General features: G+C 68.9%; 19 protein-coding genes, 3 tRNA genes and 1 CRISPR repeat array. Of the genes, 6 read left to right on the forward strand and 16 right to left on the reverse strand.

What is annotated here, in order from left to right:
- Positions 1-100 precede the first annotated feature (100 nt).
- From GZ998_RS12765 to GZ998_RS12805, 9 genes are all read right to left on the reverse strand, one after another.
- Positions 101-316 carry a DUF3073 domain-containing protein gene (locus tag GZ998_RS12765; protein WP_161923401.1) on the reverse strand — a complete coding sequence of 72 codons (216 nt, stop codon included), beginning with the start codon at positions 314-316 and terminating at the stop codon, positions 101-103.
- 223 nt (positions 317-539) lie between these two features.
- Positions 540-950 (reverse strand): hypothetical protein, encoded by a 411-nt coding sequence (locus GZ998_RS12770; RefSeq protein WP_162678843.1) that lies wholly within the window; start codon positions 948-950, stop codon positions 540-542.
- Positions 947-1,408: a phage holin family protein gene (locus GZ998_RS12775; protein WP_162678844.1), complete on the reverse strand. Its 462-nt coding sequence runs from the start codon at positions 1,406-1,408 to the stop codon at positions 947-949. Before GZ998_RS12775 ends, GZ998_RS12770 begins: the two co-directional genes overlap by 4 nt.
- Before the next feature lie 216 nt (positions 1,409-1,624).
- Positions 1,625-3,361: an ABC transporter ATP-binding protein gene (locus GZ998_RS12780; protein ID WP_219110153.1), complete on the reverse strand. Its 1,737-nt coding sequence runs from the start codon at positions 3,359-3,361 to the stop codon at positions 1,625-1,627.
- Entirely contained in the window at positions 3,361-5,319 is a 1,959-nt protein-coding gene (locus tag GZ998_RS12785) for an ABC transporter ATP-binding protein (RefSeq protein WP_219110157.1), read from the reverse strand. Before GZ998_RS12785 ends, GZ998_RS12780 begins: the two co-directional genes overlap by 1 nt.
- A 199-nt stretch (positions 5,320-5,518) precedes the next feature.
- Positions 5,519-6,130: an NAD(P)H-dependent oxidoreductase gene (locus GZ998_RS12790; RefSeq protein ID WP_161923404.1), complete on the reverse strand. Its 612-nt coding sequence runs from the start codon at positions 6,128-6,130 to the stop codon at positions 5,519-5,521.
- Between the two features lie 184 nt (positions 6,131-6,314).
- Positions 6,315-7,682 carry an FtsX-like permease family protein gene (locus GZ998_RS12795; RefSeq protein ID WP_219110159.1) on the reverse strand — a complete coding sequence of 456 codons (1,368 nt, stop codon included), beginning with the start codon at positions 7,680-7,682 and terminating at the stop codon, positions 6,315-6,317.
- A gap of 26 nt (positions 7,683-7,708) precedes the next feature.
- Positions 7,709-8,866 carry an ABC transporter ATP-binding protein gene (locus tag GZ998_RS12800; RefSeq protein WP_257506060.1) on the reverse strand — a complete coding sequence of 386 codons (1,158 nt, stop codon included), beginning with the start codon at positions 8,864-8,866 and terminating at the stop codon, positions 7,709-7,711.
- A 64-nt stretch (positions 8,867-8,930) separates the two neighbouring features.
- Complete coding sequence (locus GZ998_RS12805) at positions 8,931-9,320, reverse strand: metallopeptidase family protein (RefSeq protein WP_219110161.1); 390 nt, start codon at positions 9,318-9,320, stop codon at positions 8,931-8,933.
- A gap of 264 nt (positions 9,321-9,584) precedes the next feature.
- On the opposite strand from GZ998_RS12805, the gene GZ998_RS12810 reads away from it, so the two are divergent.
- The 3 genes from GZ998_RS12810 (at position 9,585) to GZ998_RS12820 (ending at position 9,876) form a co-directional block, all read left to right on the forward strand.
- Positions 9,585-9,657, forward strand: a tRNA-Glu gene (locus GZ998_RS12810).
- Positions 9,658-9,682: 25 nt separating this feature from the next.
- Positions 9,683-9,756, forward strand: a tRNA-Asp gene (locus GZ998_RS12815).
- Positions 9,757-9,803: 47 nt separating this feature from the next.
- Positions 9,804-9,876: transfer RNA gene (locus GZ998_RS12820), tRNA-Phe, on the forward strand.
- Positions 9,877-10,222: 346 nt separating this feature from the next.
- Here GZ998_RS12820 and GZ998_RS12825 read toward each other — a convergent pair.
- From GZ998_RS12825 to GZ998_RS12855, 7 genes are all read right to left on the reverse strand, one after another.
- Positions 10,223-11,236, reverse strand: a complete 1,014-nt coding sequence (locus GZ998_RS12825) for a LacI family DNA-binding transcriptional regulator (RefSeq protein WP_219110163.1) — start codon at positions 11,234-11,236, stop codon at positions 10,223-10,225.
- A 19-nt stretch (positions 11,237-11,255) separates the two neighbouring features.
- Positions 11,256-12,692, reverse strand: coding sequence for a GH1 family beta-glucosidase (locus GZ998_RS12830; protein WP_219110165.1), 1,437 nt, complete (start codon positions 12,690-12,692; stop codon positions 11,256-11,258).
- Positions 12,689-13,621 carry a carbohydrate ABC transporter permease gene (locus GZ998_RS12835; RefSeq protein WP_161923410.1) on the reverse strand — a complete coding sequence of 311 codons (933 nt, stop codon included), beginning with the start codon at positions 13,619-13,621 and terminating at the stop codon, positions 12,689-12,691. The genes GZ998_RS12830 and GZ998_RS12835 overlap by 4 nt, the downstream gene beginning before the upstream one ends.
- Positions 13,618-14,709 (reverse strand): carbohydrate ABC transporter permease, encoded by a 1,092-nt coding sequence (locus GZ998_RS12840; RefSeq protein WP_161923411.1) that lies wholly within the window; start codon positions 14,707-14,709, stop codon positions 13,618-13,620. The genes GZ998_RS12835 and GZ998_RS12840 overlap by 4 nt, the downstream gene beginning before the upstream one ends.
- 107 nt (positions 14,710-14,816) lie before the next feature.
- The gene (locus GZ998_RS12845) at positions 14,817-16,103 is read right to left on the reverse strand and encodes an extracellular solute-binding protein (RefSeq protein WP_308807266.1); all 1,287 of its coding nucleotides are present in this window, start codon (positions 16,101-16,103) and stop codon (positions 14,817-14,819) included.
- A gap of 772 nt (positions 16,104-16,875) precedes the next feature.
- Positions 16,876-17,200: a CRISPR direct-repeat array (repeat unit 37 nt; unit sequence TGCCTCAATGGAGCCCGGTCGTGGAGACCGGGAAGAC).
- Between the two features lie 328 nt (positions 17,201-17,528).
- Positions 17,529-18,614: a permease prefix domain 1-containing protein gene (locus tag GZ998_RS12850; protein ID WP_219110167.1), complete on the reverse strand. Its 1,086-nt coding sequence runs from the start codon at positions 18,612-18,614 to the stop codon at positions 17,529-17,531.
- Between the two features lie 98 nt (positions 18,615-18,712).
- Positions 18,713-19,066: a PadR family transcriptional regulator gene (locus GZ998_RS12855; protein WP_161923412.1), complete on the reverse strand. Its 354-nt coding sequence runs from the start codon at positions 19,064-19,066 to the stop codon at positions 18,713-18,715.
- A gap of 275 nt (positions 19,067-19,341) precedes the next feature.
- On the opposite strand from GZ998_RS12855, the gene GZ998_RS12860 reads away from it, so the two are divergent.
- The 3 genes from GZ998_RS12860 to GZ998_RS12870 form a co-directional block, all read left to right on the forward strand.
- Entirely contained in the window at positions 19,342-20,949 is a 1,608-nt protein-coding gene (locus tag GZ998_RS12860) for a mechanosensitive ion channel family protein (protein ID WP_219110169.1), read from the forward strand.
- A 134-nt stretch (positions 20,950-21,083) separates the two neighbouring features.
- Positions 21,084-21,536 carry a peptide-methionine (R)-S-oxide reductase MsrB gene (gene msrB / locus GZ998_RS12865; protein ID WP_161923414.1) on the forward strand — a complete coding sequence of 151 codons (453 nt, stop codon included), beginning with the start codon at positions 21,084-21,086 and terminating at the stop codon, positions 21,534-21,536.
- A 62-nt stretch (positions 21,537-21,598) separates the two neighbouring features.
- On the forward strand, positions 21,599-22,517 hold a 919-nt coding region (locus GZ998_RS12870; RefSeq protein WP_219110171.1), incomplete at its 3' end, for an endonuclease/exonuclease/phosphatase family protein.

Genomic DNA, 22,517 nt, shown 5'->3' on the forward strand with positions numbered 1-22,517 from the left:
CTCACCGCCGGGCAAGGACGACCACCGGTGCAGCCGCGCCGACGTGCCGCAGATGTACCCGGCGTCGACGACTCCCCGGGCTCACGGAGTGAAGCCCGGGTCAGGCGTCCTCGGCCTCGTCGTCCCAGTCGTCGTTGACGCCGTATTTGGCGGCCAGCTCCTCGTACATGTCCTCGTCGGTTTGAGTGTCGGGGGATGCCGCGGAAGACGCCGTGGCGAGCTCGCGTTCGAGCGCCGCGTAGTCCGTCTCCGGGCTGAAGTACTTGAGCTTGCGGGCGACCTTGGTCGCCTTGGCCTTCTGACGGCCGCGCCCCATAGGCTCGACCCCCTCCAACGTGTCTCTGGGCGCGCCAAGGGCGCGCATCAATTGGGCAAATGTGTCGTGGGGCAACCGTACAACGTTGCCGCGCCGGAACACCATTCCGGTGGCAGCACGTCGGGCGTGGTAAGGCCCACGGATGAAGCCACCGATGACGCGGCACGGGGCAGGACGCCGGTCGCGGGCGGCGTCGTGCAGCGAGCCGTTGCCCCGGGACCGGCTAGCGCCGCAGCGCCTTGACCAGGGCGAAGGCGCTCAGGCCCGCCAGCGCTGCGGCCGCGCCGGTAACAATTGCCAGCGCCTGCGGATCGCCGTCGCGGGCATCGGCGAACAGCCTTTGCGCCCGATCAAGCAGTGACGCGCTGTCGGCCTTGGGCGTACTGGCGAGCGGCAGGGGTGCTTCTTGCCCGCGGGCACGCGCCTTGAGATCGGCGGCGGCAGACTGGGCGCGGTCGCGCAGGTCCGTCATCGTGGCTGCGGCGGTGGTGCGCGCCACGGTCTTGAGGGTGCCGGGAGCCAGCCGGAGAGCGAGCTCCTCGACGTCCTCCACCACCGAGGCGCGCAAGGCTACGAGGCGGGCCTCAATCTCCTCCGGCGTGGGGTCCGCGGGGGATGGTTTCTTCTCACTCACTGCTGGTTGCCCTTCTCGAAGCCGGCGGACGCGGCGGACTTGACGGAGTTGAGGTCGCGCTCGAGGGCCCCCTTAGGATCGGGGATGTCTGCCCTGGCGGCCTGGAGGCGCTTGGCGCCGATTAGTGCGGCGATGGCGGCCACGATCAGCAGCACGGCTGCAACGATGAGCTTGGCCGCCCATAGCGGCAGAGCCAGGGCGAGGAGCTCGACGAAGGTACTCAGCAGGAAGCCGACCCCGTACATGGCGATGACTCCGCCGACGGCCAGCAGCGCACCGCCCACCCCCATGGTGGTGGCCATGCGCTTGCCCTTGGCCTTGGCCAGGTCGATCTCCCCGTGCACCAGTGCGGAGATGTTCTCCGAGATCCGGTTGACTAGCTCGCTGAGCGTCGGCGTTGCCGCTGCAGAGTCTTGCCGTGGCGGTGCCGACGGGGGCTGGTTGGGCTGCTGGCTCATGGAACCGACCTTCTTGTGCCTGGCGGATGTAACGGCGCGGGGCGGCGGACCCGCCGTTCCCGTTGCTCGGAACAGAATCTCACATGCCAGGCCTGAGCGGCACCTGACTGGCCCCGTCTAGGTGGCTGATTCACTCGTGGGGCGCTGGCGCAGCCCAGCACTGACACCAAGGTGAGGGGACGGCCTGACGCAATCATTGCCGCCCGTTTGACGGGCCTACTCTTGGCTCCAGGCCTCCCACAAGCTCGCATACTCTCCGCCGAGGGCGACCAACTCGTCATGCGTACCCAGCTCCACGATGCGACCCTCCAGCATCACCGCGACCCGATCCGCGTCCTGAGCCGTGTACAGGCGGTGCGCCACCTCGATCACCGTGCGCCCGGCCAGCGCCGTCGACAGTGTCCTCTCCAGGGTCCGAGCCGCGTGCGGGTCGAGCAACGACGTCGCCTCGTCCAGGATCAGTGTGTGCGGATCCAGCAGCACCAGTCGTGCCAGCGCCACCTCCTGCGCTTGCGCCGGCGTAAGCGTCAAGTTCCCCGAACCGACCAGCGTGTGCATGCCATCGGGCAGCTCGTCCACCCACTTGCGCGCACCGATAGCGGCGATCGCGTTGGCGATGGTCGCGTCGTCGGCCTCCGGGCGGCCCAGGCGCACGTTGTCGGCGATCGTCCCGGCGAACACGTGCTGCTCCTGCGTGACCAGCGCCACGTGCCTACGCAGCTCCGTTTCAGGCAGATCCGTCAGCGGTACGCCACCAACCGTCACGGAACCGGATGTGGGTGGGTTGATGCCGGCCAGCATGCGCCCCAGCGTCGACTTGCCCGACCCGGACGGGCCGACGACGGCGAGCCGCTCACCAGGCACCAGGTCCAGGTCGATCCCGTGGAGCACCTCCAGGCCCTCCCGGTAGGCGAAGCGGACGTCACGTAGACGCATGTGCGTGTCGGCAGGGACGGCCCCGGTGGGGGTGCGGTCGTCCGGCACCTCCTCCACGCCCAGGATGCGCGTGAGCGAGGCCTGGGACACCTGCACCTGGTCAATCCAGTACATCAGCTGGCCAATCGGCTTGCGCAGCTCCATGGCGTACAAGGTCACCGTGGTGATAGCACCTAGGCTCACCCACCCGCGAGACGCCAGAAAACCTCCCCACAGCAGAATCACCACCACCGGGGCCCGCCACGCCACATCCAGCACCAGGTACAGGCGCACCCGCAGCCAGGCAGTGAACTTCTCCAGGCTCCAGGCCTCCGCGACTGACGCGGCGATGACCTCCTCCCGCCGACGCCCTATCCCCAGCGCGTCAACCGTGAACACATGGTCCACCGTCTCCGAGACGACGCCATTCACCCGCGCATCGGCGGCTGAGCCGGCACGGTAGGCGGGCACCGAGATCGGCAGGTACCAGCGCATCATCGCCCACACCGGCGGGCCCACCACCAGCAGCCCTGCCGCCAGCAGCGGATTGGACACCGCCGCCGCGGCGATAGTGAAGACAATCGTCACCGTGCAAACCATGATCTGGGGCACGCCCACCCGCACCAGGAACTCGATGCGGGAAACGTCATTAGTGGTGCGACCCACCAGGTCGCCGGTGCCCGCGGACTCGACGGCTGACAGCGGCAGGTGCACCACCCGGTTCATCATGCGCTCGCGCAGGTCCGCGAACACGGACTCCCCGAGGGTGCGCGCACGCATCTGCGCAAAGCGGTTGATCAGCGCCCCGACGAGTGTGACCAGCACGATCACCAGGACGATCTTGTCCACATAATCGACCGTGGCGGTACCCGCAGACACGCGGGTCACCAGCCGACCCAGCAGCTGTGGGGCTACCAGGGTGGCCAGCACCGCGGCTATCTGCAGCACCAGCACCCACACGAATCGCATGCGGTAGGCGGCCATGATGCCGAAGGTCTTGCGCATGGCCACCTTGCCGGGGGCTACGGGCAGTGCCATCAGGGCTTCACCTCCTCGGTGGGGACGACGGCGTCCTGCTGGAACTGCGCCGTGCCCGCGTCCTGTCCTATCGCGCGGGCTACGACTCCCCGGTAGGCGACAGCGTCCGGCTCGCCGGCGCGCGCACGGGCGAGCAGCTCCCGGTGCGGGGCGCGTAGGCGCTCGCGGCCGGCGTGATCGAGGAAGACGACCTCGTCGCAGGCCTCTAGAACCAAGGGCGAGGCGGTTGTGATGACTGTGGTGCTACCGGACCGGGCGTCGCGCAGGCGACGTGCCACGCGGGCCTCCGTATGCGAGTCCAGCGCACTGGTCGGCTCAACCAGCACCAGTGTGGGCGCCTGCGTAAGCAGTGCCCGAGCCAGGGCGACGCGCTGGCGCTGACCACCGGACAATGACCTGCCGCGCTCGGTGATCATGCCCGCCAGGCCCAGGTCCAGCGAGGACAGGACGTCGTGGGCGTCAGCCACCTCCAAGGCGGCGAGCAGCCGCTCATCGCCGTCCACATGCGTCACCGCTGCGTGCACGTTCTGGTCTACGTCTGCCACCCCAACCCGATCGCGCTCCGCAGCCACCAGGGCAGCAACATCTACCGGCACGGGGGAGGCGGCTCCGCGCGCGTCCAAAGCCTCACGCAGGGTCCCGGTGAACAGTTGCGCCGTGGCCCCGGAGACCACGACGGAGGCGCGCACCTGCGCCAGGGGAAGTTCCGTCAGCGGGCGGCCGGCGAGCGTGACGGCCGGAGCGGCGTCGTCGAAGCGGCCCAGGCGAACGGCCAGCTCGGCGGATACGTCCGGATCCGCCGCCACGAGCGCGGTCATGCGCCCCGCGGCCACGCGCACGCCGGAGCCGGAGTCCAACAGGTCGCCGGCGATCCGCTCCGGGCGGGCCGGATCGAGGACCAGCCGCTCCTCAACCGTGCCGGCCTCGGGCCTGACCACAAGCAGGCGGGCTAGGCGCCGCACCCCCACCAGGGCGCGCGTGTAGTCCTGCACCGAGTAGGAGAAGACCATCAGGGGCCAGGACAGGTAGGCGGTATAACCGTAGAAGGTCACCAGCTCGCCGGCGGTGATCGCCCCCGTGATCGCCATCCGGGCTGCCGCCCAGACGACGACGGCGACGAACAGCCCTGGCAGCAGCACCTGCAGGCTCATCAGCACCGACTGGGTTCCGGCCACGGCCACACCGCGGCGCCGCAACTCCTGCGAGGCCTCCTGGTAGCGGCGCGCGAACACGTCCTCCCCGCCGATCCCGCGCAGAATCCGCAGCCCGGCAACCGTGTCCGTGGTGATCGTGGTAAGTGCCGACTGGGCCTCGCGCTGCACCGACTGGCGCCGCTGCAGCGGCCGGATGACGGGAGTAACCGCCCATGCCACCAGCGGCATCCCCACCAGCACGATCACACCCAGCCGCACCGACGTGCTCAGCATCACTGCGGCGACCACCAGGAAGGCGCAGGCCGATCCGATCAGCTCTGGAAGCCGCTCGGCAAAATTACCGATGTACTGCGCATCCGAGGCGACAATCGAGGCGACCTCCCCGGAGGACACCTGTCGGGTCAGGCCGGCGCCGGTGGTGGACACCTGGCGGCCGACCAGGCGGCCGATGTCGAAGTTGATCCGCATCCACGCGTGGATGCGGAAGTAAGACAACATCGTGTCACCCACCGCGTACACGATGAACAGCCCCAGCAGCGTGAGCGCGATCGCCCAGACCCTGGGGTTCAGGCCATGCTCAATGCCGGCGTCCAAGGCGGCGCCCAGGAATGAGGGCACAATCGCCTGAATGATGCTGGAGATGATCGCCGCCAAGGTGGCGACGGTCAGCGGGGCGGCGGCGCGCCGTAGCAGCCAGCGCAACAGCCGCCCCGGAGTAATGCCTGAGGGGGGCTGGGGGAGCGGGGCATTCGGTTGCGGCAGGAGCCGCCGGGCGGCGGCGCGGAAGGAACGGGGTTGAGGCATCGTGGCATGAGGTTAGCCGCCCACGGGCTCCCGGGCGCCGTAGTCCCATGTGGGAAGAGACGCCTCCCAATGGGGAATAGGCTGAAACGGCACCTGAAATGCCGACCCACCGCCCCGGCGCCCCACCGCCCCGACGCCGGGCATGAGACGGGCGGGATACCCGCCTCCGGTGGGGGTACCGGCGGTGCTGCGGAAGGTGCTACTGGTAGGTGTCCAGTACGCGCAGCTTGCGCGAAGTCACATAGCGGGCGTAGGCCTTGGCGCGCGCCTCCAGGTCCGCCGTGTGCATCGTCGTCGCCCCCGGGGTGACGAAGGGCTCGAGGTACTCGGTGCCAATGATCACGCTGGTGGCCTGGAAGGGGCGCAGCACGTCGTTCATGGTGTAGCCGGAGGAGGCGGCGTCACGGTCGCGGCGGCGCCGCCGGAACAGCACATCGGTGACCGAGCGGCGGGTGTCGAAGCGCCGATAGTGGGCCGCCACCGCACCGGCGGACACGGCCAGAAGCAGCTCCTTGCCCTGCAGGGCGTCCCCGTTGGTGCCGTAGGCCCAGCCCCACGTCAGGACGTCGTCCTCCCACTTCTTCAGCAAAGGCGGACTGGAGTACCACTGAATCGGGAACTGCAGCACGATTCGATCCGTGCGCTCCAGCAAGTCCTGCTCGGCCTCGACATCGAAGTTGAAGTCGGGGTACAGCGCGTACATGTCTCGGATCTCGACTCCCTCCAGGCCCTCCGCCGCCTGCGCCAGGCGCAGGTTGATGGTGGACTGGCTGAGATCGGGGTGGAAGATGAAGATGGTTGTCTTCGCCATGGCATTCCTCAACAGGTGCGGGCGGGGCCTTTGCTGCCCGGGGCTGGATGCGGCGGGAGCGGGTGGAGGCCACCCGCCTCGTCGCAGAGGCTAAACGGGCATGTAATTGCATCGTAACGGAATCGGGCGGGGTTATGCAGGTGCCCCGCGAGGTTGTGTGGCCGACACGACTTGCGGTGCGGCCTCACCAGCTCGGCTCCGGCGTCGCCCCCGGTGCAGAGGCGCCTGCCCGCCTGCCCGTGGGGATAACAGCAATAACCGCTGCGGACAGTATGCCGACGCCGCAGCCGAGCGCCAGTAGCAGCGCCAGCTGCCGACCAGGGATGGCGGGCGCGCCACCGCCCAGTCCGGTCAGCACGTCCTCGGTGGCCCCGGCCAGGAGCAGGCCGACCGCCGCACCCAGCACGATTCCTGCGGCAGTAGCGAGTACGAACTCGCACAGAAGCTGCGCGGCGCGCTGGCCGCGGCTCTGTCCGAGCGCCAGCATGAGCGCACCCTCGCCCGTGCGCGCGCGGGTCCCTGCCGCCAGGGCCGCCGCTGCACACAGGCCGCTGAGCGCGCTCGCGCCCGCCATGAGCGTTGGCAGCGCCTCCAGCTGCGCGGTCACCGGTTCCGGGGAGAGCCCCTCCGCGGTGCCGTGCGCGAGGGCGGCGCGCAGCGAGACTGCCAGGGTTGCGCCCGCGCTCGCCGCCATGGCGGCGAGCATCGGGGCCACCGCGATGGCTGCCGCGCCGTGTGGATCGGCCGCCAGGTGGCGCAGTGCCAGCCGGCCGCTGGAACCCGGGCGCGCCGGCAGGCCCAGTAGGGCTACCAGGGGCTGCAGCAGAGTAGGCAGGCCCACCAGTAGGCCGGTGAGCAGCGCCCCGGCAGCGAGGCCCAGTATGCCGACGCGGTGGGGCAGGGTGTCCATGCGCCAGGCGACCCCGGTGCCGACAGCACCGATGGCCAGGAGTGCGATGCCGCCGATGCCGCCGACTCCGGGCAGGTCCGCCTGCCGCGGCGCAGCCGGGAGCGGGGATGGTGCCGGCCCCGCCGGGAGGCCGGCCGCGTGCAGGGCAGCAGGCAGGGCGCCGACCAGCGTTGCCAGCAGGGTGGCGCCGATGGCCAGCTCCAGCGGCAGCAGCGCCTCATCGGAGTCCCAGGGCACGGTGAGAACCGACGGGATCTCAGCGGAGGGCAGCCGCGATGCCCCCAAGCCGGCGAGCAGCCCGAGCGCGCCGCCCAGCAACCCGATGGTGAGCGCCTGGGCGACTACCGCCCCCAGCAGCATCGGCGTGGACACCCCATTCGCCTTGAGAAGCGCAAGCGCCCCGGCGCGTCGCCGCAGGCTACTGCTGAACGTCGCGGCTATGACCAGCGCTACCGCCAGCCCTATCAGGATTGCGAACAGCAGGACCAGGGCGCGGGCATATGCGCCGAGCTGCGTCCCGGCCTCGCCGAGCGCCGGGGCCCCGGTGCCGTGACCGCCCGCCGCCACGGTGAAGGCGCCGGCCATGCAGACCGTCGCTGCGGCGGCGACCACCGCGAGCAGAAGTGAGGGGCCCGGTCCCATGCGCACGCCGCGCCAGACCACGCGAATCACTGGTAGCCCCAGGGGTTGTTGCGGTCGGCGTTGTCAGTGCCGCCCGTGTCGGTGGAGCGGCTCGGGCGGCGCCCGCCTCCGCCCCGGCGCTCGCCCGGATCATCCCAGTCGTGGGGGGCCGCGTCGTAGGTGCGTGCGTTCCGCCCGGGGCGGGACCGCTCGCCGGTGTCCTCCCAGTCGCGGGGACGGTCGCCGCGGGAACGGGCGGGCCTGCGCGCGCTGAGTGGCTGCGCCCAGGCCTCCTCTACCTGCGAGACCTCCCGCTCACCCCCGCCGACGCCGATTCCAGCACGGGACGGGTCACCCAGGTCGTGCAGCGCGTCCAGGAGCCGATCCCGGTCGGGCTGGTTCATCTCGGCTACGACATTGCCGTCGTGCAGGAACAGGACCGTATCCGCCTGGGCGGCAACCTCGGCGTCGTGGGTGGCGACGACGACGCTCTGCTCCAGCTCGTCGACCGCAGTACGCAGAATGCGCAGTACCTGCATCGCGGCCGCCGAGCCGAGGGCTCCGGTCGGCTCGTCGGCGAGCACTACCGCGGGGGCGCCGAGGAGCGCGCGGGCGCAGGCCACGCGCTGCGCCAGTTCCGGGGTCAGCTCGCCGACGCCGTAATCGAGGCGGCCACGCAGGCCGGCGACGTCGACGATCCGGTCCAGGCGCGCCGTCTCAACCTGCCGTCGGGCCAGGGTGAGTGGCAGGGTGATGTTCTCTACGACGCTCAGGGAGGGGACGAGGTTCTGGGACTCGAAGATCAGTCCGATCCGCTCGCGGCGCAGTTGGGTCAGGCGTCGTTGGTTGAGCAGGGAGATCTCCTCGCCGGCAAGGATGATAGTTCCGGAGGTGGGTGTCTCCAGGCCCGCCAGACAGCGCAGTAGGGTGGTCTTGCCGGCACCGGACGGGCCGAGGATGGCGGTCAGGCGCCCGTGTGCCAGATGCGCGTCCACCGACTCCAGGGCGGTGACGGCGCTCTGCTCGTCGCCGAAGATCTTGGACAGGTTGCGGGCGGTGATTACCGGATCCCCCACCGGTCCGTGGGCTACCAGCCCCTCTGGGCGGCGGCGGCTCATGCGCGTCTCGCGGCGAGGCGGCGTTGACGAGGTGCTCAGATGGCGTGCCTCGGGCGATGATGGGTCCCCGGGTGCGGCTGTGGTCATAACGGTAGTGTCACATGTAATAGCGGTGGGAGTGAAGCGCATGTGCCCGCGTGGCTGCCGGTTTTTACTCCCAGCCGAGCTCGTGCAGGCGCGTATCCGAGATGCCGAAGTGGTGGGCAACCTCATGAATGACCGTCACCGCCACCTGCTCGACCAGTTCCTGGCGTGAGCTGCACCAGCGTTGCAGTGGTCCTTGGAAGATGAGGATGCGGTCGGGCAGGACCAGGGACCAGCCGGCGTCGCGCTCGGTCAGCGGTACGCCTTCGTACAGGCCCAGCAGTGTGGGCCTGCCGTCTTCGTCGTAGTCCGCGTCGGTGAGCATCTCCGGATCTGGCTCGTCCTCGACCAGCATCACTACGTTGTCCATCTGAGTTGCGAGTTCCTCCGGGATCATCTCCAGGGCGTCCGCCACGGCGGCTTCGAACTCGGTCTCGGACAGGTACGTCGGGCTCATGTACGGAAGCCTGCCACGGGGGCGCCGTGCGGGCCGTCATAAGGGCCGTCACGTCATACGTGCCGCGGAGAGGGGCGCCCGCATTCCGCAGGGAAGCCTGCCGACTCCGCGTTCCGGCGTCGGCGTCGGAGGCGGTATCGGTGGTGCGGCGCCGCCTGCTCGAATGCTGGTGAGCAGGCTCACGCCCCGAAGATTTGCGCAGAGACGGTCCGGCCCAATACCGTACATCCCGGTTCGAGGCGCGACGACGCCAAGGGCAACCGGGCCCCCATCGTCTAGCGGCCTAGGACCCCGCCCTTTCACGGCGGTAGCACGGGTTCGAATCCCGTTGGGGGTACGAGTCACGTACAGTGATGAATATTGGCCTCGTGGCGCAGTTGGTTAGCGCGCCGCCCTGTCACGGCGGAGGTCGCGGGTTCAAGTCCCGTCGAGGTCGCGGACGCGGGTCGCTCAGTCGGAAACGGCTGGGCGATCACGCCTCTAGGCTCTGTAGCTCAGTTGGTAGAGCGTTCGACTGAAAATCGAAAGGTCACCGGATCGACGCCGGTCGGAGCCACGGCGATGGCCCTCGGGACTCACAAGGTCCCGGGGGCTTCGCTCATTTTCGGCCCCGCACCGCGACAGGGGTCGCCGGTGCGGGTGGTGGCCTCCGGCGTCGGGGCTGGTATGGCTTTGCACGACACTGCACGACCTTGGTGTGCACTCCACGACCCCGGGGTGGTCGTGCAACGCACACCAAGGTCGTGGAACACGGCCCGAGGTCGTGCAAGACACGGGGCGGGTCAGCGGCTCGGGACTCGGACGCGTGGGCCGTGCTTCGTCCCGGCTCTGGCCCGGCGCTGTCCCGGGGCGGATCTAGTGGCGTGGTGGCAATTGCGCGACCCCGAGCCCCAGCCGGCTTGTCAGCAGGACTGCCGTACCACCAGCCGGGCCGGCACGAGCACCGGCTGCCCGTCCCAGGTCTCATCCAGGATTGCGCGCAGCATGTCGGTGGCGGCCCGGCCCAAGACATCGGTGGGGTTGTCCACGGAAGTCAGCGGTGGGTCGGCCAGGGCCGCATCCGGCCCGTTGTCGCACGAGACCAGTTTGACGTCGTCTGGTACCTGCAGTCCCCGCTCCCGCCACGCCGCCAGAGCCGCCAGGGCCATCTGGTCGGAGCACGCGAAGACGCCGTCGATCTCACCCGACTCGATCCGCGGTGCCAGGGCCTCGCCGGCCGCGCGCCCCGACTCGACGGTGAAGGCGCCCTCCCGCAGGACCGGATCGATCCCTGCCCTGCCCAGCACCTCGCGGAAGCCCCGGAGGCGGTCGTGAGCGGCCACCATGTCCAGCGGGCCGGTAATAATCGCCGGGCGCTGTACGCCCCGGTCCAGCAGGTGCTCGGCGGCTAGCCTGCCGGCGGAGACGTTGTCCAGGTCCACCCACGAGGCGGGGGAGTTGTGGGCTAGGGGGCGCCCAATGAACACCACCGGTAGCTGCACGCCCATGATGGCCTCCACCTGCCCGCTGAAGCGGTGGTGGGAAATGACGATCGCACCATCGACCGAACCGTTGCGCAGGTACTTCGCCGCGCGGCGGCCGTGGCCGGCCTGATCCCCGAAGACCATGACCAGCTGGATATCCGCGGCGTCCAGGTGGTGGGAGATCTCCTGGACCGTCCGAGTCAGGAAGGGATCGGAGAAGATCAGTTGATCCGGCTCAGGAATGACGACGGCGACGGTTCCGGTGCGGCGTGAGACCAGGGCGCGGGCGGCAGAGTTGGGGATGTACCCCAGTGAGGCGACCGCCGCCCTGACAGCCTTGGTCTTCTTCTCGGTTACACCGGTGTCCCCGCGGACCACGCGCGAGGCGGTGGCGCGAGAGACGCCGGCGGCACGGGCCACATCCTCCAGCGTGATCCTTTCCGATGAGCGCATGCGTGTCTCCGTCCGCGTGTCAGTCCAGTTCAAAACCGTTGTTGCGTACAACCGCTGAGAACCACTCGGCCGAGGCCTTGGGGATTCGCGCGAGTGTGCTGTAATCAACCCGGACGATACCGAAGCGCTTGGTGTAGCCGCGGGCCCACTCGAAGTTGTCCAGCAGCGACCACACCAGGTACCCCTCCACGCGGGCGCCGGCGGCGATGGCATCGTGCACGGCGATCAGGTGGTCACGGATGTAGGCCAGACGGTCCAGGTCCTCGACTCGCCCGTGCGCGTCGGGCTCATCGCGGTAGGCGGCTCCGTTCTCCGTGATGACAATCGGGATGCCGGCTGCGTTAGGGCCGGCCGTGGAGGTGTACTCGCGGTCCAGCCGCAGCAGTAGCTCATACAGGTCGCGGGGCTCCACCTGCCAACCCATATCCGTGACCGGCAGGTCCTGCGGCTCCGCACTGACGTTCTCGGAGCCCACATGCGGTGAGGGCCCCGCCCCCGCCGCCGGCCCGCCGAACATGCGTCCCGGCTCGGGGCCGGCCACGGTCTGGCCGTTGTAGAAGTTCACCCCCAGCACGTCGATGGGTTCGCTGATGGCCTCCATGTCGCCCGCGCGCACCCAGTCGTGGATGTCCGCCCAGGTAGCCATGTCCGCCACGACGTCGGCCGGGTAGCTGCCGTGTATCAGCGCCTCCAGGAACAGCCGGTTCTGGGTGCCGTCCACCCTGCGGGCGGCATCGCGGTCGACGACGCTAGACGGGCTAGCCGGGTGAGTGGGGGAGAAGTTCAGCGTGATGCCGATGCGGGGGCTGCGGCCCGCGGCGGCTGCGGCCTCCCGCAGCGCGCGCACCGCCAGGCCGTGCCCCAGCATGAGGTGGTGCGCCGCGGCCACCGCCTGTGCCGGCTCGTTGACCGCGGGTGCGTGCTCCGCGCCCGCGTAGGACAGGAAGGATGAGCACCAGGGCTCATTCAGCGTGGTCCAGGTGTCCACCTTGCCGCCCAGGCGTGCGTACACGGCCCGGGCGTAGTCGGCGAAGGCCTCGGCGGTGGAGCGGGCGGTCCAGCCGCCCTCCTCCTGCAGGGCCTGCGGCAGGTCCCAGTGGTACAGCGTCAGCCACGGCTCGATGCCGGCCGCGCGCAGGGCGTCGACTAGGTGCGCATAGAAGTCCAGGCCCTCCTCGTTCACTGTGCGCCCGTCGGGCATGACCCGGGCCCAGGACACCGAGAAGCGGTAGGTAGGGTATCCCAGCTCCTTGATGAGGGCGACGTCGTCATCGACCCGGTGGTAGTGATCGCAGGCCACCTCTATGTTGGAGGCGTCATCGATGGCGCCGGGGCGGCGGCACAGGACGTCCCAGATGGAGTCCCCCTTGCCATCCTCGTGGGCGGCGCCCTCGACCTGCGCGGCGGCGGTAGCCACGCCCCAGCGGAATCCGGGCGGGAAGGTGATTGCGGTCATCCCTTGACAGCTCCTTGCATGATGCCGGAGACCAGCTGGCGGCCGGCGAAGACGAACAGGATCAGCAGTGGCACGGTGGCAACGACCACGCCCGCCATGATCAGTGAGTAGTCCTTGAAGTAGGAGGCCTGCAGCAGCTGCAGGGCGACCGGCAGGGTCGGGTTCTTCGCCCCCAGGACGATGAAGGGCCAGAAGAAGTTCGTCCATGAGCCCACGAAGGTGAACAGGGCCAGCATCGACGCCGCGGGCCGGGCCGCCGGCAGTGCCACCGACCAGAAGGTGCGGAACATGGAGGCCCCGTCCACGCGCGCGGCCTCAATCAGCTCGTACGGCAGGGCGTCGCGGATGTACTGGGTCATCCAGAACACGCCGAAGGCGGAGACCATTGCCGGCACAATCACGGCGATCAACTGCCCGGTCCACCCCAGCCTGGCCATCACGATGAACAGCGGGACCACGCCCAGCTGCGCGGGCACGGCCATGGTGGCGATGACGAAGGTCAGCAGGCCGTCGCGCCCCCGGAAGCGGAGCTTGGAGAAGGCGTAGCCGGCCAGCGTGGAGAAGAACACCACCGACACTGACACGACGCCCGAGACGATCAGGGAGTTGATGAAGGCTCCCCGCAGGTCGATGCCGGAGTTGACCACCCGGGTGATGTTGTCGACCAGCTCCCCCTTGGGGAGCAGTGAGGGGATCGGGTGCTTGGCGATCTCGGCGGCGTTGGAGGTGGCCAGCAGGAACGCGAAGTACAGCGGGTAGGCGCTGATCAGAACGGCGGCGATCAGGAAGACGTAGCCCACCGGCCCCGGACGGCGGTCGGGACCGAATCCCCGGTGCGATCCTCTGGCCCGACGGCGAGCGGCGGCGCGGGCCGCCCGCTTGCCCGCGGTCTGCTCGATCATCGCCACCGACGGCTCGTTGCTGCTCATGACAGGGCTCCTTCCTGGACGCGGCTGTTGCCGGCGCGGCGGGCGGCGGTGCGGTGCTGTGCGCGTCGGGGGCGCCGTCGTCGTCCGGATCTGGCGGGATCGGTGCCGGAGGAGGCAATACGCCGGGTGAGCAGGAAGCTGAGGGAGGCGAACAGCAGGATGATCAGGAACAGGATCCAGGCGACCGCTGAGGCCCGGCCGAAGCTCTTCTGCGGTCCCCAGCCCAGCTGGTACAGGTACATGGTCAGCGTCAGCCACTGGTTGTCGGCGCCGCCGTTGCCCATGGTGTCGAACATGCGCGGCTCGTCGAAGATCTGCAGGCCACCGATGGTGGAGTTGATGACCACGAACATGATCGTGGAGCGCAGCTGGGGGATGGTGACCGACCAGAACTGGCGCATGCGGCCGGCGCCGTCGACCGTGGCGGCCTCATACAGCTCGCGGGGGATGGCCTGCATGGCCGCCAGGATGATCAGGGCGTTGTAGCCGGTCCAGCGGAAGTTGACCATGTTCGCGATTGCGATGTGGGACCAGAAGGCCGAGGCGTGCCAGCCGATCGGGCCGATCCCGACCTGACCGAGGATGGCATTGACCATGCCGGACTGGTCGGCGAAGAGCTTGGAGAAGATGATGGACACGGCCACGGGGGCCACGACGTAGGGCAGCAGCACGCCCATGCGCCAGAAGGTCTTCGCCCGCAGGTTGGTGTGGAGGACGTAGGCGATGAGAATCGCCAGGATGATCTGCGGAACGCTGGAGAGCAGGAAGATGGAGAAGGTGTTGCGCAGGGCGATCCAGAAGTTCGGCTGCTGCAGCACGTTGACGTAGTTGTCCACCCCGGTGAATCCCTGGTCGCCGCCGATCAGGTGCCACTTGTGGAATGAGACCCACGCCGTGTACAGCAGCGGATACAGGCCCGTGATGGCGAAGACTACGAAGAACGGGGCGATGTACAGGTAGGGAGAGACGACGAAGTCGAGCCGCCCCAGCTTGTCGCGTCGGGACATAGAACCACGCCGCTGCGTACGCGTCGGCGGGTTGGGCGCGGGTTCGCGCGAGGCCTTCAAAGGGGTCGCTGCTGGCGTCATTGCCGGTCCTTTCCGGTCAGCGGTGGGGGAGCGGCGGTGGCGCGGTCCGGCACGCAGTGCGTGCAGCCGCGGGCTGCGCCACCGCCGTTGGCTGGTGCGAGCGAGGACTACTCGATTCCGAGTTGGCGGAACTCGCTCAGCGCCTTGTCCCAGGAGGAGTCGGCGTCGTCGGTGCCGTCCACGTCCACGCGCGTGAGGGCGTCGGTGACGACGGTGGTGATGGCAAAGAAGTTCGTGCCCTTGTACGGGGAGACCGCGATCTTCTTGGACATGTCGGAGTAGATCTGGCCGATCGGGGCGTTGTTGAAGAACTCATTGCTGTACTCCAGCAGGGCCGGGTCATCCAGCGCCGCAGTCTGCGAGGGGAAGTTGCCCTTCGTCTGGAAGGCTGTGATCTGCTGCTCGGGGGCGGTTAGCCAGTCCGCCAGGGCCTTGGCCTCCTCCTGGTGCTCGCCCTGGGTGGGGACGGTCAGGTAGGACCCGCCCCAGTTGCCGCCGCCGCCGGGGAAGACCGGGGCCACGTCCCAGCCCTCGACGCCGGCGGCATTGCCCTCGACGACGCCGAGCATCCACGGCGGGCAGAGCATGGTGGCGAAGCCGTCGTTCTGGAAGGCGTTGACCCAGTCCTCGCTCCACTGCGACAGGCCCGCGGACAGCCCGTCCTCGGACTGGTCGAGGATCGTGTCGTAGGTGCTGCGGATGGTGTTGTTGGACTCCAGGGGGATGACGCTGTCGTCATCGTTCTCGAAGGGGTTCTCGATCTGGTTGAGCATGCCCTGGTAGGTGCCGGTCGCGGAGTCGTACCAGGGAATGCCGGTGGCGTCGACGAACTGCTTGCCGACCTTGAAGTAGTTGTCCCAGTCGCCGTCGAGTAGTTCGGCGACTTCCTCGCGGTCGGTGGGCAGGCCGGCCTGCTTGAACAGGTCGGCGCGGTAGCACACGGCCTCCGGGCCGGCGTCGGTGCCGTAGCCGATGAGCTTGCCGTCGGCGGTGGTGGCCGGGGCGGTCTTGAACTCGGGCCAGCGGCCTGTGACCGAGTCGGAGGACAGGTCGACGAACTGGTCGGAGTACTGCATGAGCTCGGGCAGCCAGTCCATCTCGATGGCCTCGACGTCCGCCAGGCCCGAGCCGGCGGCCAGGCGGGTGTTCATGTTGTCGCGTGCCTCGTTGGAGGTGGCGGCCTTCTTCTCTACGACCTTGATGCCCGGGTTCTGCTCCATGTACTCCTCGAGCAGGGCGTCGTAGCCGAACTCGTTGAAGGTGGCGATGGTGAGGGTGATGTTGCCGTCCGCGTCAGCCCCGGAGGATCCGGAGCCTCCCGATCCGCAGCCGGCGAGGGCGAGCGCGCCGACGGCGATGACGCCTAGGCCGGCCATTGCCTGCTTCTTGAACACGATGTCTCCTTTTGTGTGGGATGCGTGGCGCACCCGTGCGCCATAAGTGTTCGCTGAGAGCGCTCTTAATATGGCCATCATTGGGTGAGAGCGCTCTCAAGAGGTGGATTAATCATGACACATCTACGCCGTCGCGTCTACTTGCGGAGACTGGGCGGCCGCCGTCGGGCAGGTCTGTTGTCGTGTGGCTCTTCCCTCGGGCGCTGGGCCGCTGGGTCTTGTCTGTACGCGTGGTCTTGGCGCGAACGCGTGTTCGTGAAGAGTCGTCGCTCTTAACGTTTGAACTGTTGGCACGCCTGGCGGGTGGTTCCGGGGCGGTGCTTGACGTCCGTGGGTGAACATGTGGGCGCCTCTACAACGCCCCGTGGCGCGTCGGCCCGAGGCAACTGTATGCGCCGACGCTCCGCTTGCTTGCGGTCGATCGGCGCCAGTCTTTCGAACCGCAAACAGCCACATGTCCCAGACGCCGCCAACCCCCACCTCTACAACCTCAAACGGGAAGAGCCACTTACGTTCTCCGTGTCCAAATCGATGACAAACACTGCCTACGGCCGCGGGGGCCGATCTGACACCCGCATGATTCCAACGTTCTGTTCGCGGCCGCTGCCGTCTCCTACCTCGTTTGTCATAGATCTGGACACTCCCTGCCCTCGCCTGCCGGATATCCAGCGGCAAGCTGCCCGGCGTCGACGGCGGTCGGCGAGCAGGCGAGCATCCGACACTGCATGCGCTGGACACCACGCCACAGGCCCCATTCCCATGCGGAGAAGCCTGTTTTGTCGCCGCGCTTCAGTGGAGCCCGGGAAGACGATGGGTGGAAGCTGGCCCGCCGCCGGGGCATCTGCCTCAATGGAGCCCGGTCGTGGAGACCGGGAAGACCGCCGACATCACCATCAGCACGATGCCGAGCGCCTGGGCCTCAATGGAGCCCGGTCGTGGAGACCGGGAAGACAGCAGCAGACGACGACGCTGTCTGATGGCACGGTGGTGCCTCAATGGAGCCCGGTCGTGGAGACCGGGAAGACGGGCCTGGACTGCTCGGGCCTGATCTACTACGCGCTGCCTCAATGGAGCCCGGTCGTGGAGACCGGGAAGACAGCTCGCTGTTCCTGCCGCAGCGTACCAAGGATCGTGCCTGATCTCGCGAGCGCTGCCATTGAAACGTACAACTCGGCCACGGTGTCCCGCTCGGGGAATGGTGAGAAAACCGTGTCACGCCGCGAACTCGAGCGCTGCCCAGGGAATCGGTGGACACCGGAGCGCTCGCACGCAGTCGGAGTCCTTCGGTCCGGTGACCCTGCGTGTTGATTAACGAGCATGAGGCGTTCCGCCTCGAACTCGCGGTGCGCACACGCGCCAGGCTACCCTCAACGAAACAGCTTCTACCGATACCGGTGATACGGGGACGCTGCGGTACGCGGTTTGTTAGCGGGAGCGCCAGGAGCGCAGGCCGGCCTCACCGGCAGCAATCGCACCGAACAGAGCGCCCGCAATCGGCCAGATCATCCAGCTGATGTCCCAGCTGGAGCCGATGAAGGACCAGGCGAGGTAGATGGCTATGCACCCGATCCAGTACGGACCGGCGATCGCCTCAATGAACGGGTTCTCCTCGGGGTTGCGCCAGGTGGGCGTGGCGTCGGCTGGGCGGCCCTCCTCGGTGACGGTCGTGTGCGTCATGGAGGCCCAGGTGGTCGGCAGGAAAATGCGTAGCCCGGCCGCGACCATGAACAGCGTGAGGACCAGACCCAGCGGTGGTCCGGAGCGGTCGGCTGACTCCTGGAATAGGATGCCTGCCCCTACGGTGGGGATTGGAGCCATGATCCACAGGGCCACGGCGATGCTCAGTGCACGCGATCGCACTCCCTCGTGCTCCAGTCGCAGTCGCGCGGTCCATGATGACACCATCGGACTGCGCGTGAACTTGCCGTCCGTCAGGTGGGTAAGGCCGGTGAAGGCCCGGTGGCGGCGTATCAGCACGGACACCGCCAGTGCCACTACGACGAGCGTCAGAACGAGTCCGAGCGTTGAAACCTGGTGCTCGTTCAAGGGGATGAGCCCCAGGCCGTCCTTGCCCTGGGATAGGGATGCGCATCCGAACAGCGGTACCGCCGCCAGCACGCAAAGGGCCACGCCATTGCCGAGCAGGGTGCCTGTGCTGCGCCGCGCCTCGGCGAGCGCCTGGGCCTCCGGTAGCGTAATGACGGGGTACTCCGGCGGTGTCGTATCGGGCATGGTGAGAGTCGCGGCGGGCGCGTCGGCGGCCCCCGCTGCCGATGCGTCGCCGGTGCCGCGAATGTCGGGAAGGATGCCGAGCGCGGGTGCGAGCTCCTCCAGGTTTCCGAAGTCAGTGATTACCGAGCCGACCGCCTCGTTGTGCGACTTCCCGGAGGCGACGGCGTCTGCGTAGGCGTCCTCCATCATGGCGTGGAGCTCGCGCTTGGCCTCCAGCAGGCGCGGGGTGGCCGGGTAGGGGGCGAACATGGCCTCGAGGAAGGTGTCGATGGTGTCCATCGGGGTTCCTTGTCTGTCTGGGATCTGTCTGGGGTCTGGCTGGGCGGCTGCGGGCGGGTTGTCTGGTGTGGCCTCTGGCTGGGGCGGTGATTGTGCGGTCAGGGCGACGTCGACGTATCTGGGTTGTGAGTGCGCTGCGCGAAGCGGTCGATGAGGGCCTTGGTGTCCTCCCACTCGGCGAGCTTGCCCGTCAGGTGGGTGTTCCCGGCCTCGGTGAGCCGGTAGTAGGTGCGGGGCTTGCCCGATTCGCTGGTGTCTGCGAAGGAGCTGACCAGCCCTGCCGACTCCAGGCGCTTGAGGGCCGAGTACAGCGTGGTCTGCTTGATCGTGTACTGCCCCTGCGCCACCTCGGCGATGGTCTTGGCGAGTTCGTAGGCGTAGGAGGGGCGGTCGCGTAGCAGCGTGAGGGCGATCAGGTCGATGTAGCCGCGGATGGCGTCGGCGCTAATCATGACGACCTTCCGCGGGGTGCTCTGGCCCTGGGGGTCGGGGCCGGGGTGCGACGCCTGTTCATACGTTCAACGTACTACGACAGACGTAGTACGTCCAGTGGCGTATGTGGCGTGCTTGGGGCAGCCCGTGTTCTTCGGGTACGGGGCTACCGTTGGTCACCGGTTGACGGTGGTGCGGCCATCGCCCGAGTGACCGGAACCGCAGTGATGTGAATGACGACCGTGTCCCGCACCTGCACAGCTCGGGCACAGCGCCGGGTCCTAGTCTTAGGCACATGGCCTTCGCACCCGCGGCAGCAGCCGCATCGCTTCGCGCACTCACTGCCCTTGACGCCGCCGTGAGTGCCGACACCCCAACGGATTCCGCGACCTCCGCGGCCACTGAGGGCGCCGCCGACGCCGCCGAGGCAGTGGTGGAGGCCACTGCGGACGTGTTCTCCCTGGCCTGGCGGGTCGGCCTCGGGGCGCTCATGGGTATCGCGCTGGTGTTCATCCTCGTCGTCGTCCTGCGCACTATGGGCCGCCGCCGGGTGATGTACGCGGAGCTCATTCGCTTCTGCCGCACCCCGATGTACGCGATGGCGGCCCTCGCCGGCGCTTTCATCGGCGGGCAGGTTGCCTTCTTCGACCTCTCCCAGCCGGACTGGGCGCAGTTCGTGCTGCATGCGCTGCTCATCGGCATCATCCTGTCCGCCACCTGGGTGGTGGTGGGCGTGGCCAAGGCGGTGGAGTCCTCCGTTGTGATCGGGGTGCGCTCCCACGGCGACGTCGACCGCACCAAGCGCATCACCACGCAGGCACAGGTGCTGCGGCGCGTAGCCGAGGTCATCATCGTCGTCTGCGGACTAGTCGGGGTGGCGATGACCTTCCCGTCGGCGCGCGTGGCGATGGCCTCGCTGCTGGCCTCAGCCGGACTCGTGTCGGTGGTCGCCGGCCTTGCCGCCCAGTCCACCCTGGGCAACCTCTTCGCGGGAATCCAGTTGGCCACCACCGACGCCATCCGCGTCGACGACGTCGTCGTGGTAAACGAGGAGCAGGGCTTCATCGAGGAGATCACCCTGACCTACGTGGTGGTGCGCGTGTGGGACGGGCGCAGGCTCATCTTCCCCTCCACCTACTTCACGCAGAACCCCTTCGCCAACTGGTCGCGCCGCGGCAACCAGCTAACCGGCACCTTCACCCTCGACCTGGACTGGCGCGCACCGGTCGCGGCCCTGCGCGCCGAGGTGGAGCGGATCCTGTCCGGCTCGTCCGTGTGGGACGGACGGGTCGCCTCCGTGGACGTCACCGATACCTCCGCGGGCACCGTAACCGTGCGGGTGGCCGTATCTGGAGCGAATAACGCCGACGTGTTCGCCCTCCAGTGCCAGCTGCGCGAGGAGCTGGTTGCCTGGTTGCAGCGCGAGGCGCCCTACGCCCTGCCGCGCACCCGCGTGGAGGTGGACAACGTGGACGTCGCCCACGACCCTACGCCGGAGAAGGTGGCTCGCCTGGCCGAGGAGCTCGTCACCCTGCAGAAGCCGAGCGCCGACGGCGTCGAGCCGGTAGAGGAGGCCACGTCCGTGCAGCGGCCGCTCGCTGACGACCCGATCGAGGCCGCACGCCTGCGCGCGGTCGCCAAGGGACGGGCGAAGCTCCGCCGCGCGCGCCGGGACAAGGTGCGGCGCCGCCGCATCCTCGCCCGCGACGCGGCGCAGTCCGGTGCCTTCGCCGACGGTTCCGGCGTGCCCGCCCGCCCGGTGGACACCGGTGAAGCGACCGGTGTCATCTCTACCCAGGAGCAGCAGGCCTATGCCGACGCCGCCGAGTCCGTATCAGACAAGCCGGGCAAGCTGGGAAAGCTGGGCATGGGCAAGTCCAGCACGGATGCCGACGACGACTGAAGTTCGCGCGCGCGAGCCGTTGTGGCCGGGCGGTGGAGCGTCGCTGGTATTCCCGGCCCAGGCGTTTTTTCAGGTGAGACTATCCACGCCGATGCGGGGTTGTCGGCCCCTTGCCGCGGGGCCAGTATGGGGCCATGACAGCTGAAGGCATTAGCTCCGCTCCGCGCCTTGACCCCACCGTCATCGCTCGCACCGACGCCGAGTGGCGGGCCGTGCTCAGCCCGTTGGAGTACCACGTGCTGCGCGAGGCAGGCACCGAGCGCCCCTATACCGGGGAGCTGCTTGACGAGCACCGCGAGGGCATCTACAGCTGTCGGGCCTGCGGCGCCGAGTTGTTCCGCTCCACTACCAAGTTCGACTCCCACTGCGGGTGGCCCTCCTTCTACGATCCGTCCCGCACCGACGCCGTGGTGCTGTCCACGGACACCTCTCACGGCATGGTGCGCACCGAGGTGCGCTGCGCGGCCTGCAACAGCCACCTCGGGCACGTCTTCGACGACGCCCCCAGCACTCCTACCGGCCAGCGCTACTGCATGAACTCCGTTAGCCTGAGCTTCGAGCCCGACGTGGACTCCACCGAGGCGTAGCCCGACTCAGTGAGCATCCGCGCCGCGGCCAGATGCCGGTAGCGTCCAGTAGGAGGCCCAACGTGCTGCGCGTGCTCACCCTGAACCTTCAGCACTGTCTGCCCGGTGCCGGCGCGGGGGACGGAACAGCCGCGTCGGGCTCGCTGGCCGGTGCCGACATCCGCGAACCCGCCACCGCCCGCGCCGTGCTGACGGCCTTGGCGGAGCAGATCACCGAGCTCGCCCCCGACGTGGTCGCGTTGCAGGAGGTCGACCTAGGTCAGGCCCGCTCCGGGCGGCTGGACCAGGCGGCAGTCCTGGCCGAGCTGCTCGGGTGGTGCCACCGCCGCTTCGCCGCCGCCTGGGCGGGCCCGGTCACCGGCCTGCGCCGCCGTCCACTGCACTCGGCACTGGCCCGGCCCGCCGACGACGTGCTCGGCCCCGCCCGTGCCGTGTTCGGTCAGGGCCCGGTCGGCTTCGGGAACGCGCTGTTGAGCCGGTATCCCATCACCGCCTGGAGGGTGATGCGGCTGGGCCGCGGTCCGGCCACGCTCCTGCGCCGCGGCAACCCCATCGACCCGCGCTCCTACCGACTATTCACCGCCACCGCGCGCAACCTGCTGGTCGGTCGACTGGAGCCGCCGGAGGACGTGCTGCCCGGCGTCGGTGTGCTCAACCTGGGCGTCACCCACCTGGCTACCCGCGCCGAGACCGCGCACCGACAGCTGGACTCCGCCTGGGGCGCCTTGACCACACTCCCCGGCCCGCACCTGCTGGCCGGCGACTTCAACCTGCCCACGGAAACGGTGGCCGCGCTCGGCGTCGGCAGACTGCTGGGGGATGGACCTACCTTCCCCGCAGCCAATCCGGTACGTCGCATTGACCACTTCCTCTCCGACCCCCTCGTCGGCGGCCCGCCCCCGACGGCGGGCGACGCCGCCGTCCCGGAGGCGGCCGCGCCCGGCGGCAGTCTGCCGGCCGGGCCCCGGCTGCGCGCCGTCG

Origin of the sequence: Actinomyces sp. 594 (assembly GCF_019325145.1) — a bacterium.
Lineage (GTDB): Bacteria > Actinomycetota > Actinomycetes > Actinomycetales > Actinomycetaceae > Actinomyces.